This window comes from Latilactobacillus sp. VITA-14 (assembly GCF_046580785.1).
Lineage (GTDB): Bacteria > Bacillota > Bacilli > Lactobacillales > Lactobacillaceae > Latilactobacillus > Latilactobacillus curvatus.
The window spans coordinates 24,029-38,478 of sequence record NZ_JBJKTM010000017.1 but is presented as its reverse complement, the minus strand read 5'-3'; the positions used below and the strand labels follow the sequence as shown (position 1 = coordinate 38,478).

Annotated in this window: 17 protein-coding genes and 1 pseudogene; 14 read left to right on the top strand and 4 right to left on the bottom strand. The window is 41.5% G+C overall.

What is annotated here, in order from left to right; translation table 11 throughout:
- The first annotated feature begins 352 nt into the window (after window positions 1–352).
- A complete protein-coding gene (locus ACF1X7_RS07780) occupies window positions 353–1,027 on the top strand; it encodes a glycosyltransferase family 4 protein (protein ID WP_411162634.1) in 675 nt (224 codons plus the stop codon).
- The gene (locus ACF1X7_RS07775) at window positions 1,027–1,488 is read left to right on the top strand and encodes a MarR family winged helix-turn-helix transcriptional regulator (RefSeq protein WP_064776765.1); all 462 of its coding nucleotides are present in this window, start codon (window positions 1,027–1,029) and stop codon (window positions 1,486–1,488) included. The genes ACF1X7_RS07780 and ACF1X7_RS07775 overlap by 1 nt, the downstream gene beginning before the upstream one ends.
- Before the next feature lie 49 nt (window positions 1,489–1,537).
- On the opposite strand, the gene ACF1X7_RS07770 is transcribed toward ACF1X7_RS07775, so the two are convergent.
- Complete coding sequence (locus ACF1X7_RS07770; RefSeq protein ID WP_064776764.1) at window positions 1,538–2,884, bottom strand: nucleobase:cation symporter-2 family protein; 1,347 nt, start codon at window positions 2,882–2,884, stop codon at window positions 1,538–1,540.
- Window positions 2,885–3,251: 367 nt separating this feature from the next.
- Here ACF1X7_RS07770 and rsmG point away from each other — a divergent pair, with 367 nt between their 5' ends.
- The 9 genes from rsmG to ACF1X7_RS07725 all read left to right on the top strand — a co-directional run bounded on the left by rsmG (window position 3,252) and on the right by ACF1X7_RS07725 (window position 10,462).
- Window positions 3,252–3,992, top strand: coding sequence for a 16S rRNA (guanine(527)-N(7))-methyltransferase RsmG (gene rsmG / locus ACF1X7_RS07765; protein ID WP_064776763.1), 741 nt, complete (start codon window positions 3,252–3,254; stop codon window positions 3,990–3,992).
- Window positions 3,992–4,870 (top strand): nucleoid occlusion protein, encoded by an 879-nt coding sequence (gene noc, locus ACF1X7_RS07760; RefSeq protein ID WP_004265810.1) that lies wholly within the window; start codon window positions 3,992–3,994, stop codon window positions 4,868–4,870. Before rsmG ends, noc begins: the two co-directional genes overlap by 1 nt.
- 12 nt (window positions 4,871–4,882) lie before the next feature.
- Complete coding sequence (locus ACF1X7_RS07755; RefSeq protein WP_004265824.1) at window positions 4,883–5,650, top strand: ParA family protein; 768 nt, start codon at window positions 4,883–4,885, stop codon at window positions 5,648–5,650.
- The gene (locus ACF1X7_RS07750) at window positions 5,640–6,515 is read left to right on the top strand and encodes a ParB/RepB/Spo0J family partition protein (RefSeq protein ID WP_004265828.1); all 876 of its coding nucleotides are present in this window, start codon (window positions 5,640–5,642) and stop codon (window positions 6,513–6,515) included. Before ACF1X7_RS07755 ends, ACF1X7_RS07750 begins: the two co-directional genes overlap by 11 nt.
- Before the next feature lie 18 nt (window positions 6,516–6,533).
- Entirely contained in the window at window positions 6,534–6,782 is a 249-nt protein-coding gene (locus tag ACF1X7_RS07745) for a DUF951 domain-containing protein (protein WP_039098431.1), read from the top strand.
- Window positions 6,783–6,805: 23 nt separating this feature from the next.
- Window positions 6,806–7,906, top strand: a complete 1,101-nt coding sequence (gene ychF / locus ACF1X7_RS07740) for a redox-regulated ATPase YchF (protein ID WP_039098430.1) — start codon at window positions 6,806–6,808, stop codon at window positions 7,904–7,906.
- A gap of 22 nt (window positions 7,907–7,928) precedes the next feature.
- The gene (locus ACF1X7_RS07735) at window positions 7,929–8,606 is read left to right on the top strand and encodes a DUF1129 domain-containing protein (RefSeq protein ID WP_039098429.1); all 678 of its coding nucleotides are present in this window, start codon (window positions 7,929–7,931) and stop codon (window positions 8,604–8,606) included.
- A 40-nt stretch (window positions 8,607–8,646) separates the two neighbouring features.
- Window positions 8,647–9,411, top strand: coding sequence for a prolyl oligopeptidase family serine peptidase (locus ACF1X7_RS07730; protein ID WP_411162633.1), 765 nt, complete (start codon window positions 8,647–8,649; stop codon window positions 9,409–9,411).
- A 373-nt stretch (window positions 9,412–9,784) separates the two neighbouring features.
- A complete protein-coding gene (locus tag ACF1X7_RS07725; RefSeq protein ID WP_411162632.1) occupies window positions 9,785–10,462 on the top strand; it encodes an HAD hydrolase-like protein in 678 nt (225 codons plus the stop codon).
- Here the strand turns inward: ACF1X7_RS07725 and nrdI are convergent.
- Entirely contained in the window at window positions 10,459–10,926 is a 468-nt protein-coding gene (nrdI, locus tag ACF1X7_RS07720) for a class Ib ribonucleoside-diphosphate reductase assembly flavoprotein NrdI (protein WP_039098426.1), read from the bottom strand. The two genes, ACF1X7_RS07725 and nrdI, sit on opposite strands and share 4 nt — an antisense overlap.
- Window positions 10,927–11,029: 103 nt before the next feature.
- Here nrdI and ACF1X7_RS07715 point away from each other — a divergent pair, with 103 nt between their 5' ends.
- A complete protein-coding gene (locus ACF1X7_RS07715; protein WP_411162631.1) occupies window positions 11,030–11,890 on the top strand; it encodes a hypothetical protein in 861 nt (286 codons plus the stop codon).
- Window positions 11,891–11,918: 28 nt separating this feature from the next.
- Here the strand turns inward: ACF1X7_RS07715 and ACF1X7_RS07710 are convergent.
- Window positions 11,919–12,546: pseudogene (locus ACF1X7_RS07710) on the bottom strand (DUF421 domain-containing protein).
- Window positions 12,547–12,556: 10 nt separating this feature from the next.
- A complete protein-coding gene (locus tag ACF1X7_RS07705) occupies window positions 12,557–13,000 on the bottom strand; it encodes a DUF3290 domain-containing protein (protein WP_004265832.1) in 444 nt (147 codons plus the stop codon).
- A 102-nt stretch (window positions 13,001–13,102) separates the two neighbouring features.
- Here ACF1X7_RS07705 and ACF1X7_RS07700 point away from each other — a divergent pair, with 102 nt between their 5' ends.
- The gene (locus ACF1X7_RS07700) at window positions 13,103–13,477 is read left to right on the top strand and encodes an iron-sulfur cluster biosynthesis family protein (RefSeq protein WP_235601690.1); all 375 of its coding nucleotides are present in this window, start codon (window positions 13,103–13,105) and stop codon (window positions 13,475–13,477) included.
- Window positions 13,478–13,584: 107 nt separating this feature from the next.
- The gene (locus tag ACF1X7_RS07695) at window positions 13,585–14,445 is read left to right on the top strand and encodes a DegV family protein (protein ID WP_039098424.1); all 861 of its coding nucleotides are present in this window, start codon (window positions 13,585–13,587) and stop codon (window positions 14,443–14,445) included.
- Window positions 14,446–14,450: the final 5 nt, after the last annotated feature.

Sequence of the window (14,450 nt, the reverse complement as noted above, 5' to 3'; positions counted from 1 at the left end):
AGGTTTCGATTTTAATTCGTTCGGAATAGGTTATACTAGACAAAAGATCAGCTCCTAAAAGATGGGTTTGTGGTAAACACCATTTTAAAGGAAGCTGATCTTTTTTGTCCGAACAGCGTTCGGATTAATTTTACAATCTACCAATTATGATGATTTTTTTGATGGGCATATTAACTGATATTCGTTAATTAGATGACAATAATGGGAGGGAGAAATAGAATGATAACATCGTTACTTTAGTTTTATGAGAATATTCTAAAGATATTTAAAAATTTATTTATATCCAAAAATAGTTAATATAATGCGAATCTATAGTGAATTTCAATTAATATTAACATTGTTTTCCGTGGCTATGGATGGCATTGTTGTGTTAAGCACTGAATGGGCAACTTTTTACCAAACACTTACGCAAACACCGATTACGATTATTGCTAATGCGGTTGAACTACCTAAGCAATACAAATACCATAGTCAGTCTAAACAAATTATCACACTGGGGCGCTTAGGCGAACGTAAGGGCACCTACGATATTCTAAAATTAGCAGGGGTGATTCAATCCCGTTTTCCGGATATTCAATTTACGTTGTATGGTGATGGTGAACAGGGGAAGGTCCAGCAAGAAATAGACCGCCTAAAGTTAACCAATGTGCGCCTTGGTGGCTGGTTAGCTTTGGCGGATCTCAATACCGTTATTCAAGAAAGCCTGTTACACCTATTGCCCTCATATCAAGAAGGCTTACCAATGGCAATTTTAGAAACGATGGCTTATGGAATTCCCAATTTAGCTACGAATGTCGGGGACATTCCACAAGTAATTGAGAATCATGTGAGCGGGGATTTGGTGACACCAGGAGATGACGCTGGCTTAGTTCAACAACTCAGTGATTTTCTAGGTAGTCAGATGCGACGTGAAACATATTCACGAAATGCCCGGCAAACGATTAACGACTGTTTCTCATTGCAACAGTATTTTAGCCGGTGGCACCAGTTTTATCAAAGGATTATGAATGAAACGGAGGAGGAATAATGAATTCTATAGCGCAATCGACTGATAAATTAGAGTTGATTAATTTCTATCATGAGATGGCTCAAATTTCAGCAAACATTAGTCAAATTTTAAATGAAGACGGAGTTACCATCGAACAAATTCGTATTTTACAAACATTAAAACGCTATAAAGGTATTAATAATAGTAAGATTGCACAAGTATTAAAAACATCTACCGCAGCATCTTCAAATAAATTACGTAAATTAGAGGATCAGGGGTATATCAGCAAACAATATGGCAAACAGGATGATCGTCGAATTGTTGATATAGCAGTTTCTCCCGCTGGAGAATCAATTTATCGTCGATTTGAGCAGGCGTGTGAAACTTACATTAAAAGTATTACTGAATCAGATAAGAAAATTAGCATGCCAGAATTAATGCAGCTGTTTGAAATGACAAATAGACTTGCTAGAAGTATTCGGACAACTGAAATTGAATAGACAAAAAAAGTGCCCACAAACGGTTAAATTTGTAGGCACTTTTTTTGATTTATTTTTGTTCAGCATGTTTTGCTGCAATTAATGAACGATAGTTGAATAGTAAGTTTAAGATGACAGCGCTGAGACTGCCGACTACTAAGCCGTTGCCTAGAATTGTGCGAACACTCGTTGGTAGTGATTGGAGCAAGGTTGGATGAATTGCTACCCCTAAGCCTAAGCCGATTGAAACGGCAGCGACTAGTAAGTTGCGGTTATCATCAAGATCGACTTTGTGTAACATCTTAATGCCTTGAATCCCAACAGTGCCGAACATAACGACCATCGCGCCCCCTAAAACAGCGCTTGGAATAATGGTTGCAACGGCCCCAATCTTAGGTAATAATCCTAAGATGATTAAGAAGAATGCTGAGTAGTAAACTGGTTTTTTCGTTTTGATACCGGATAATTGAACAATCCCAACATTTTGTGAGAACGTTGAGTAAGGGAAGGTGTTGAACAATCCCCCTAAGATAGCGGCAATCCCTTCAGCGCGGAAGCCCCGCTTAAGATCATTGCTAGTAATGTCGCGCCCAACGATTTCACCAAGGGCGAAGAAGACACCGATTGATTCAATCATGGTCGTTAACGCAGCCAATGACATTGAAACGATTGATGACCATTCAAAACGAGGTGTTCCGAAGTAGAATAATTCAGGTAATTTGAACCAACTTGCTTGACCTACTGGATCTAAGGACACAATCCCAATCGCAGCTGCGATTAAGGTCCCAGCAATAATCCCAATTAAAATGGCGATTTGTTGGATGAAGCCACGCCCCCAGATACTAAAAATCAGGATTAGGGCAATCGTTGAAAAACCGGCAATTAGGTTTGGTGTACTCCCAAACGACTTAGCAGCAACATCGCCACCGCCTAAGTTTTGGAAAGCAACGGGAATCAATGTGAATCCGATTAATGTAATGAGAGACCCTGTGACAACTGGTGGGAAGAGCCAACGCAAACGTGCAAACAAGCCAGAAACTAACAAGATGAAAATTCCGGCGCCAATAATACTACCGTACATAACGTCAATTCCGAGTTGGCTGTTAGTGCCGATGGCGGTTAACGGGCCAACGTACTCAACAGCACAACCTAGGACAACCGGTAATGCAATCCCGGTCAGTGGGGTTCGTTTTAATTGTAATAAGGTCGCAACCCCGCACATGAAAATATCGACTGAAACGAGGTAAGTCATTTGAGCGGCATTAAAATGTAATGCAGCCCCGACAAGTAATGGAATTAAAACATCGCCAGAATACATTGCTAGAAGATGTTGTAAGCCGAGAATCGCTGCTTTAATGTGGGGAAGCTTTTCATTTGGATTAGTTGGCTGTGCTGAATTTGAGTGTATATCTGCCACGAGTGTCCCTCCAAGATAATCGTTAAAATTTAGTTAACATTTAGTTTAGCACACGCCAATAGTGACTTCAATTAGAAATTAAGTAAAAAACGAATATAATATTCTTAAATAATCGCGATAGTTCGCCTTTGTGATGATGCACACCAACTGTTCGATGACAAAAGTGCTTTCTTACTGAATGATTCGCTTGAAAAAGGCGATAATTGTTCTTAAATTACCGAGTATTATGTTTCACATGAAACAATAATCTGAAAACTGGGAAGAATCTTGTTTTTTTAGGGTAAGTACGTTAAACTGAAAGGTATATGTGAAACAATAATGTTCCACGAATTAAACGCCTACTTTAAAGCATAGTTAAGGAGAAATAATGACACCAACGGCTTTTGCAGCAACGTTAAAAACATACAATATTCAAGTTTCACAAGCACAAATGGATCAGTTTGAATTGTATTTCAAACGACTTGTACAAGTGAACCAACAAGTTAATTTGACAGCCATTACAGAACAAGAAGCAGTTTATCTCAAGCACTTCTTCGATTCTGTCACACCAACTTTGTATCTTGAAAAACTACGCACTGAACCCCTTACGATTTGTGATATTGGTGCGGGCGCGGGTTTTCCATCGTTACCGATCAAAATTTTATTCCCGCAATTGAAGATTACGATTGTTGATTCATTAAACAAGCGGATTCACTTCTTAGAAGAATTGGTCCGTGAATTAGGTTTGTCTGATGTGACGTTGGTCCATGATCGAGCAGAACTGTTCAGCAACCCGAAGAGTCCATATCGTGAACAGTTTGATATTGTGACTGCCCGGGCCGTTGCTTCATTAAATGTACTGGCAGAATTCTGTTTACCAACTGTTAAAGTTGGTGGGCAGTTTATCGCATTAAAAGCCAGTCAAGGTGAAACGGAATTGGCAGAAGCCAACTATGCAATCGAAACACTTGGTGGCCAATTTGCACAAGACATTGCTTTGACGCTACCAGAAACAGATGATCAACGACATCTAATCGTAATTGATAAGGTTGCACCGACACCTGCCAAGTATCCACGGCGGGCTGGTGTGCCAGTTAAAAAACCGTTAATGGCTAAGGAGGAAAAATAATGGCACTCTCATTTTTTAATAAGAAAAAAGACGATAAAAGTATTAATCAAGTGATCAAAGTGCCGGTTTCAGCAATTGTGCCTAACCGGTTCCAACCACGAAAAGTATTTAATGCGGACAATATCGCCGAATTAGCAAGCACAATCGAACAACACGGCTTATTGCAACCGATTATCTTACGTGAATATGAAGATCAAAAATATGAAATTATTGCGGGTGAACGCCGTTTTAGAGCGATTCAAACCCTCAAATGGGCTGAATTACCAGCGATTGTTCAAACTATGGATGATCACGAAACAGCTTCAATGGCCTTGATTGAAAACTTACAACGCGAAGAATTAACCGCCGTTGAAGAAGCACAAGCTTATAAGGACTTAATGAAGCTGAACGACTTCACACAAGCCAGCTTGGCAGAAAAGATGGGTAAGAGCCAATCTTTTGTTGCTAATAAGTTGCGGCTATTGAAACTCTCACAACCCGTTCAAGAAGCCATCATGAATCATGAAATTTCTGAACGACACGGTCGGAGCCTTTTACGGTTGGATGAATTCAAGCAACAAATGATTTTACACCAAATCTTGGCTGAACAATTAACGGTTAAGGATACGGAAGCGCTGGTTAACAAGACGTTGAATCCTGAACCAGAATCAACTGAAGAGACAGTTGATGCAACCGATGACAGTTTAAAAGAAGCTACCACGAAGGCTAAAAAAGCGAACGATAAAGCAAAAAAAGCAATTGCCCATGATACACGCATTGCCGTCAACACCATCAAAAAGTCGGTTCAAATGGTTGAACAAAGCGGGATTGCCGTCAAAGCCACCGAAGAAGAACAAGATGATGTTTATCGGATTACGATCGAAATTCCAAAGCAATAAGGGAGGCTCATTATGGCACACGTTATTTCAATTGCAAATCAAAAAGGTGGCGTTGGTAAAACAACGACCACGATTAATCTAGGCGCTTGTTTGGCGGATGCTGGCAATCACGTGTTAATCATTGATTCAGATGCACAAGGGAATGCGACAAGCGGGATTGGGGTTCAAAAATCCCAAGTCGAAAAAGATATCTATGATGTGTTGGTCGATGAATTCCCACTAAAAGAAACAATTATTAAAACATCACATAAGAACTTAGACATTGTTCCAGCTACGATTCAACTTGCAGGGGCAGAGATCGAGCTAACATCACAGATGGCGCGTGAAATGCGCTTGAAGTTAGGGTTAGAACCAGTCTTAGCCGATTATGATTACGTTTTGATTGACTGTCCACCTTCATTAGGGCAACTTTCAATCAATGCCTTTACGGCAAGTAATTCAATCATGATTCCAGTTCAAAGTGAATATTATGCCTTAGAAGGATTGAGCCAATTGTTAAACACCGTTCGTTTGGTGCAAAAACATTTTAACCCAAACTTAGCGATTGAAGGCGTGTTGTTGACGATGTATGATGCGCGGACGAATTTAGGGGCTCAAGTGATTGAAGAAGTGCGTAAGTATTTTGGTGATCGGGTTTACGACACGATTGTGCCACGGAATACGCGCTTAGCAGAAGCACCTAGTCATGGCGTATCAATCATTGATTATGATCCAAAATCACGGGGCGCTGAAGTTTACCAAAATTTGGCAAAGGAAGTGTTAGCAGCTCATGGCAACTAGAAATGGAAAAGGATTGGGCCGCGGTTTGGATGCTGTATTTTCAGCGTTCGAAGGCCCTAATAAAAACCGGGCGGATGAATTAGTTGAAGAGATTGCACTTGATGATATTCGTCCAAATCCCTATCAACCGCGGAAGACATTTGATGAAGCGGCTTTGGCTGAATTAGCAGCGTCAATTAAGAAGTCGGGCGTTTTCCAACCAATCATTGTTCGCAAAAGTATTAATGGTTACGAATTAATTGCGGGTGAACGCCGATTCCGTGCGTCTAAGTTAGCTGGTAAAACAGCGATACCAGCCATCACGCGGCAGTTTGATGAATCCGCAATGATGGAAATTGCGGTCTTGGAAAACCTGCAACGTGAAGATTTAACGCCGTTAGAAGAAGCCCAAGCTTACGATACACTCTTGAAAAAGTTAAACCTGACTCAAGCTGAAGTATCAGAACGGTTGGGCAAGAGCCGCCCATACATTGCCAATTACTTGCGCTTATTGGGTTTACCCAATGACGTGAAGACGTTATTACAAAATGGTGACCTTTCAATGGGACAGGCGCGGACGTTATTATCATTGAAGAAAAAAAGTCAGATTAGTGCATTAGCGAAACGCACGATTGATGAAGGCTTAACGGTGCGACAACTAGAGCAGTTAATTAACCAGATGAACCAGATTAAAGCTGCGAAAGTGACGAAGACCAAGATTAAATCACCCTATATTCAAGCGAGTGAAAATCAATTGGTCGATAAATTTGACACCAAGGTCAATATTGCGATTAACAGCAAGGGTCGCGGAAAGATTGAGATTGATTACAGCACAGTCGATGATTTAAACCGGATTCTTGCATTGCTAGATGTGAATATCGATTAAAGTGAGGAGTCGAGCTAGATGTATATATTAGGCGATCTTGTTCAGATGAAAAAACAACATGCCTGTGGCACCAATCGCTTTGAAGTGGTGCGCTTGGGGATGGATATTCGAATTAAGTGCATGGGGTGCGGCCACGCCGTCTTATTACCGCGCCGTGAATTCGAAAAGAAACTTAAGAAGAATTTGGTGCCTGCAGCACAAGTCGTTGTTGCGGATGAACCCCACTATCAAGAGATGCAACAAGGTCCCAACCAAACTAATTTTTAAAGTAAAGGAAAGTGTAAAAAACTATGTCATTAACCGCAGGAATTGTAGGATTACCCAACGTCGGAAAATCAACGTTATTTAACGCCATCACGAAAGCAGGCGCCGAAATGGCGAACTACCCATTTGCCACAATCGACCCTAACGTCGGCATGGTTGAAGTCCCTGACAAGCGTTTAGACCGGATTCAAGAAATTATCCCGGCTAAAAAGATCGTGCCAACGACTTTTGAATTTACGGATATTGCTGGGATCGTTAAAGGGGCTAGCAAAGGTGAAGGGCTTGGGAACAAGTTCTTGGAAAATATTCGTCAAGTCGATGCGATTGTGCATGTTGTGCGCGCCTTTGACGACGATAATATTACCTCTGTTACCGGAACTGTTGACCCGTTAGACGACATCGATACAATTAACCTTGAATTGAGCTTAGCTGATTTAGAAAGTGTTACGAAGCGTTATGCGCGTGTTGAAAAGATTGCGCGGACGAAAGACAAAGACGCCTTAGCCGAATTCGAAGTGCTTAAAAAGATTAAGCCTGTTCTTGAAGAAGGCGGCTCAGTACGTTCAATCGAATTTAATGAAGATGAAGCGAAGTTAGTTAAAGGCTTCTTCTTATTAACATCAAAACCGGTTTTATATGTTGCAAATATTGCTGAAGATGCCATGGCTGATCCTGATAGTGTGGATTATGTTAAACAAATTCAAGCGTCCGCAGCTAAAGAAGGCGCCGAAGTAATTGCCATCTCAGCAAGAACTGAAGAAGAAATCGCCTCATTAGATGATGCCGATAAGGCTGAATTTTTGGAAGCCGAAGGGGTGACTGAATCAGGGTTGGATAAATTGATTCGTGCTTCATATCATCTACTAGGCTTAGCAACATTCTTTACCGCTGGTGGAAAAGAAACCCGGGCATGGACTTTCCGTCAAGGCATGAAGGCCCCACAAACCGCCGGTGTCATTCATTCCGACTTTGAACGCGGATTTATCCGGGCAGAAACAGTTTCTTTTGCTGATTTAGATCAATACGGTTCAATGCAAGCTGTTAAAGAAGCTGGCCGTTTACGTTTAGAAGGTAAAGAATACATGGTCGAAGATGGCGACATTATCGAATTTAGATTTAACGTTTAATGATAATTGAGGAGGAAGACAATTGGCTAAGAACGAACAACCAGCAGTAACCCCAGAACCAGTTGATATTGAAGGGTTAGAAGCAAAACTCAGTAAGAAAAATGCGGACTATTTATTTAAGTTCAAACGCGCATTAAATGCCGAACAAGTGCCAGCAGAACGCCAAACTGAAATCTTGGCAGAAATGTTACCAGAAATGGTAGCAGAACAACATAAGGGCAAGCCTGCAACACAAGTATATGGTCCAGTGACAACCAAGATTGATCAATTGTTGCACGCGCCAAAACGTCCTAAGCAAACATCACTTCAACTCCAAATGCTTGATAACGGCTTAATCTTTTTAATTATGTACCTAGCCTTTAACGGAATTGCGGCTTATTTCTCAACGAAGGGGTCAGCAACCAGCATTGGGATTACATCAATTGTCATTACGGCTGCGCTTGCAGGGATCATCATGACTTATCCAATGCGCTATACGCAAATGCCAAAAGAACAACGGCCACCATTTTGGAAGATGGCATTGGTTGTAATCGGCTTAACACTAGCCTTTGTTGCGGCATACGGTGTGACAATCTTGATTCCAAGTTTCTTGAATCCAGTCTTGCCACCACTTGTTCAAATCGTAATTGCAGCACTCTTAATCGGCGTGCGGATTTATATCAAACGCCGTTTTAAGATTACAGGTTCATTCTTCGGTTAATATTACCCGGGAAATAAATGGCAATTGAGGAGGATTTGAGATGATTAGCACTGAAGAACGGCAAATTGGGGCAGTCAGTACGTTGATTGTGGCCCCAAGTGGTCAAGAAAAAGCAGTATTACCAACTATCTTTGTATATCATGGTTGGACGCACCGTAAAGAGTCAGAATTAATGGTCGCCCACTTTTTAGCCAAGGCTGGTTTTCGCGTGGTCTTACCAGATGCGAAGTATCATGGTAAACGACATGGTAGTCAGCTCTTTTCTGAGTTAATGTTTGAATTTTGGGACATTGTGATGCAGTCGGTCACAGAGTTTGGTGAACTGGTTGCAACACTGAGCGCTGAAGGCTTAGTTGATCCTGAACGGATTGGTGTTACAGGGACTTCGATGGGTGGCATTACAACCGATGCGATTCTCACCCGATATCCGAATGTCAAAATTGGCGTTGATAAGATTGGCGCACCAATGCCTGTCGCACTTGCTAAATGGCAGGTTAGTCAATTACCAACGGCCTTGCAAACCAAGTATCAAGATGCGATTGAAGATACCCTAGCACGGTTAGCGGCGTATGACTTATCAATGCACGTTGATCACTTGGCAGGACGTCCATTGCATTTCTATCATGGAACTGCTGATACGATGGTGCCATATCAATTCACGGCAGATTTTATGACCGAAATTCAGGCGCAACCAAGTTCAGCCACTGCATTAGTGACATTAATGACGGAAGAAAATGGGCAACATAAAGTATCAGACGATGCCCAACTCAAAACCGTTGAACTGATGCAACAGTACCTACTTTAAAAATGAGAAAAGCCGCCAGAACGTAAATTGTTCTGGCGGCTTTTTTGATGGGGACACAAAAAAACCAGCCTTGGGGAGACTGGTTTCTAGCAGATCCGAAGATCTAAAAAGGAGTAGGGGGTACACGTATTACTTTGGGGGAATAATACGTGCGTGGTAGATTGCGTCTACCTTAATTTTACTTTGGAGGAGTAAAATGAAAAAGTTAAGTAGTATGAAATAGAAAAGATTCGCTTTTCTATACTCAATACTATAATGGGAATTTGTGAAGATTTTGTGACCAGAGGTTTATAGATTTATGAAAAAAGCAATAAGGAAAGTTTAAGGGTCAAAGAGTATGCTAAAATGAAGGTACTTTATAAGAGATCGAGAGATGATTGATATGACAAAGGGGACCGTTTTATTTGATTTGGACGGCACGATAGCCGATTCGCAAGAAGGCATCGTGAACGCCTTGGAATATATGATTGAGGAGTTATCATTGCCGACGCAAACCAAAGCTGAACTGGTCACATTCATTGGGCCACCCCTCAATGAAACAATTATGCATGAGTTTGGTTTAAATGCAGCTGCTACTCAAGAAGCTATTAAAGTCTTTCAAGCCTATTATGCGCCTAAAGGGTTGTATGAAAATCAACTTTATCCTGGCATGCGAGAAACCCTAGCGGCATTGCAAGCACAGGATTTACAACTGGCAATTGCGACTTCGAAACCAGAACCATTCGCTAAGAAGGTCATTGATCATTTAGAGTTAAGTGATTACTTTAGCGGTGTTTTTGGAGCAAGTGTTGATGAGACAACGCGGGTCAAAAAAGCGGATGTCATTACTTACGCATTATCAGAACTTGGTCTATCGCCACAAACCGCACCATTACTGATGGTGGGTGATCGCCAAAATGATATCTTGGGCGCTAAGCAAAACGCGATGAATGCAGTTGGTGTTAGTTATGGGTTTGGCACAATCGCGGAACTCAAAAAGGCGGGTGCTGTCCAAATTGTCCAACAACCCACCGAGTTAATCACATCATTACCGGCTAATCTTAAATTTTAGGTATGCTGTTGCGCGTTAGCGACCATTAAGGTATAAATCCGCGCGACATCTTTCGCATTGCCACGGAGCTCATAATCGGCGATAAACGGTGCATCGAATTGTACCGCATACCGTTTAGCAGTTAAGCAATATTGTTCGTTGAAGTTGCGGTTACCACTGCCGATAACGCCGTAGCAAAGGCGTGCGTTCTGCGCATAATCGATGTATTCGCCTAAGCTATTGGTCATTAATTCTTTAACGCCATTATCAATGCCGTTGCCACCATCTAAGTAAGTTGGAACGAACGCGTAAAACGGTTCGGTCTCCGTTTTAAAGGGGGTCGCATCCGAAATTTCTGTGAGGGTAATGGTTGGTAACGCTGGGTTATTAGCATGTTGTTGCGCCGCATAATCCTGTAAGTCCGTTACAAATGAACGTGTATTACCAGCAATTGAAATATAGAGAATCGTTAAATTTTTTAACATTGAATGGCCTCCTGTGACTGATAAGTTCACTTTAGCATTTAATGATTAAGAATCCTAGTCTTGAAGTTTAATAGGGTTCGTGAATAGAAAGGGTGTTTAATCAATGGAACCAATTAGTCGTTTGAATCAAAATCAACCAAGCGTGCGACCACATCGAGGTTTAAGTCGCTTTTTGACGTTCTTAATCTTTCTTTGCGTTTTCCTTGGCGTTGGTGGCATGATTCTCAGCCGGACAGTTTTGAGAGAATCATTTACGCAAGAACAGCTCAGTGAACCGAAGACGTTAGCTGCGATGACTGATAAAATTAACGTTGTTTTATTAGATGCGGCACAAAAAAATGGGCTACCAACTGAAGTCCAAGTCAAATTACTGACCCAATCTGATGTGCAGGCCGATTTAAAGAAAACTGTTCATAATATTTATATAGGACAAGAAAAGCTGTTACCCACAGCACAAATGATGGGACAACTTGCAGCCCATTTAGAAGCAGTTGTGCCTGAAAATACGTTGACGGAATCTTTAATTAAAACGGCAGTGGTTGCGGTTCAACCAACACTACAAGAATACCTCACGAACCAAATTGAAGCACCTTACTTAGCACCACTAGCGACTGAGATGGTGTTTGTTAGAAATGTGATCAATATCTTAACCTGGGTTGCAATTATTATGGGAATTGTTCTTGTACTAGTTCAATGGGGACTAAGTGGTCAATTCCGGTATGTATTAGGGAGTGTTGGTGCAAGTTTCGCTTGGAGTGGCTTATTCTTGGCACTAGGGGCGGCTGCGTTTAAATATAGTGGCATTGTTGAACAAATTGCTCAAAAAGCGGGCGATTTTAATCAAACAATTACCGACTATGGGTTGGCTGTTCTGGATTATGGTTTGAAGACAAGCACTATTGTTTTAATTGGCGGGGCGATTGTCTGGTTGGTTGTAACGCTTCTCCAAAGAGTACGACATTAAAAAAGATGACCTTTGCGGGTCATCTTTTTTAATAGGGCGTAATCACAATTTCATGGTTCAAGTAATTAGCCATGTAGATTTGTTGAAGACTGTAGCCTTGCTGTTCAATATCGGCGAGGAGCCATTCTTCAGTTTGATCGATTAATTCAAGTGCTTCTGAATTAATCTGGCCGTCCATAATCAGCGGATATTTAATCGTGGCGTCGCCTTTTTGCGTAATGGTTAATTGTCCGTTTTGTTCCAAGATTGCGCGACTGACCGTGCGAATATCGCTAATCCCGGCAATTCGGAGTTTAAACGACAGATCCTGTGCGGATAAACTATTCTTAGAGGCCGTTTGAACATCAATGTGGCCGTTGGTGATAATTGTTTGGGGATTACCAATTACCCAGCGTTTAATCCAGCGATTGTGAGTGGTTAGAAACTTCATTGTGAAGACGATTAAGGTCCAGATGAGTAAAACGAGTAAGAATTGTAAGAGCGAGATTATCGGCATTATAAATCATACCGCCAACAATCCCCCCAAGAACGTAATTTTGGAGTTGATCAATCCCACTGCTAGGGGCTAAATTCCCCTTGCTAGAGAGGTTGATTTGTAACACTAAACAGAAGAAACCGAAAATTAATTTAATGGTAATATCGAAATAAGATGGCATAGTAAACTCCTTAATCTTGATAGGTGATGTCTTGGCTAATCAACTGAGCTTTTTGGAGTTGATAACTAGTAAAATTGTTATCAAATATGACTTGGTAGTTTTGATGACCGACGCGCACTACCATGTTTTGCTGAAGCGAAGTCGTGTTGACTGCGACGGTTTTAAGGCTAGCTTTCTGCGCAGTCGCCACACTTCTAATGAATTGCGCCATCTGGGCTTGTTGCGAGTGGGCGGTGTTAAGCTGTTGAATCCGTGTATATTGAATGCCGGCGAGTAAAATCCCAACTAAGCCGAAGATAATTAGTAAGTCACGGTACTTCGAATCTGAACGGTGGCGGAGATATTGAACGAAGAAGATGATGATTAAACTGGCGATGATCACTGACAGACTTAGTTTGAGATAGAATTCGAAATCATTCTGATTGCTAAAGTATGAATACCGATAAAAAAGCATAATGACCTCCTTAAATAAACGGTTAAGCCTATTGTAGCACACCGGCTGAGCAGATAGATTGTGTCAAATTTAAAACGGCGGTAGACTGAAAGCATGAAAGGGATGATTGATATGGCATTAAAAATAACACCTGCAGCAGTTGCGAAAATCAAGGATAAGATGACACCGGGTCAAAAAATTTTATTGGACTTAGATGACGGTGTTGGTCCATTTTCAAACGTTGGTTATTGCTCGTTGGATACGAGCTTTAGATTACTATTAGTACCAGCGGATGCTGACATTAAAGATTATCCAGATGAATTTGAATCAAATTTAGGGGCTGTTTACTACAAAGATTATGCAGCTGGCTACTTTGATGAACATGAAGTATTAGACGTTAACGAAAAGAATCAAATGTTAACCTTGAGTAATAACAGTGGCTTAATTGATGGGCACATCTCCATTGTCGTATTTGAGAATGAATCAATGACTCATTAATAACTGTGGCGTCGAGCAGAAACTGGTCCGGCGTTTTTTGTTGTTCATTTGTACTTTAACCACATTGGTGGGATAATGACAAAAACAGTTTTATTGAGGAGCCTGACATGAAAACAGCAATTGTGACTGATAGTGCGGCGTATTTAGATCCACAAGTTGCCGCCGACCATAATATTACTGTGGTCCCAATCACCGTTATTTTTGGACAACAAACTTATTTGGAAAATATCGATATCACGAGTGAAGCATTTTACGATAAAATGCGCACTACTGAAAAATTGCCAACGACTTCGCAAATTACAATGGGTCAGATGCAACAGGTTTTTGATCAATTGATAAAAGCGGGCTACGATGAAGTGATTTGTATCCATCTTTCAAGTGGTATTACGAGCTTTGTCAATAACCTAACCGCCTACGCACAGTCGGTTGAAGGCATCGAAGTGTATCCTTTTGATTCCAAGATTACGAGTGCCGGTGAAGGGTTCTTGGCCTTGGAAGCGGCGCGGTTAGTTGCCCAAGGTGAACATGCCGCAACTATCATGCCGAAATTGGTAGCTTTACGAGCAACGATGGGCGTTTATTTCGTTGTGGATGATTTAAGCCACCTCTTGCGAACGGGCCGGATTTCGAATAGTGCGGCCTTTGTCGGGAATCTTTTGCGGATTAAACCGATTTTAAGTTTTAACGATGCCGGCCAAATTGTTGCCTTAACGAAGGAACGGACCAAGAAACGGGCCTTTCAAAAAGTATTAGCGGATTTCAAAGCAGCAGTCGAATCTGTTGACTATCCCGTACGAGTTAGCGTGATTGACGGTAATAATCCAGAAGAAAGTGCGCAGTGGGTCGCAACGTTGACGGAAACATTCCCAGGGATGCCGATTGAAACGAGTCACATTGGTCCTGTGGTCGGCGTGCACACCGGCGAAAAAGTAATGGGGCTCATCTGGAGTCGTGATTATTTAGCATAACGAAA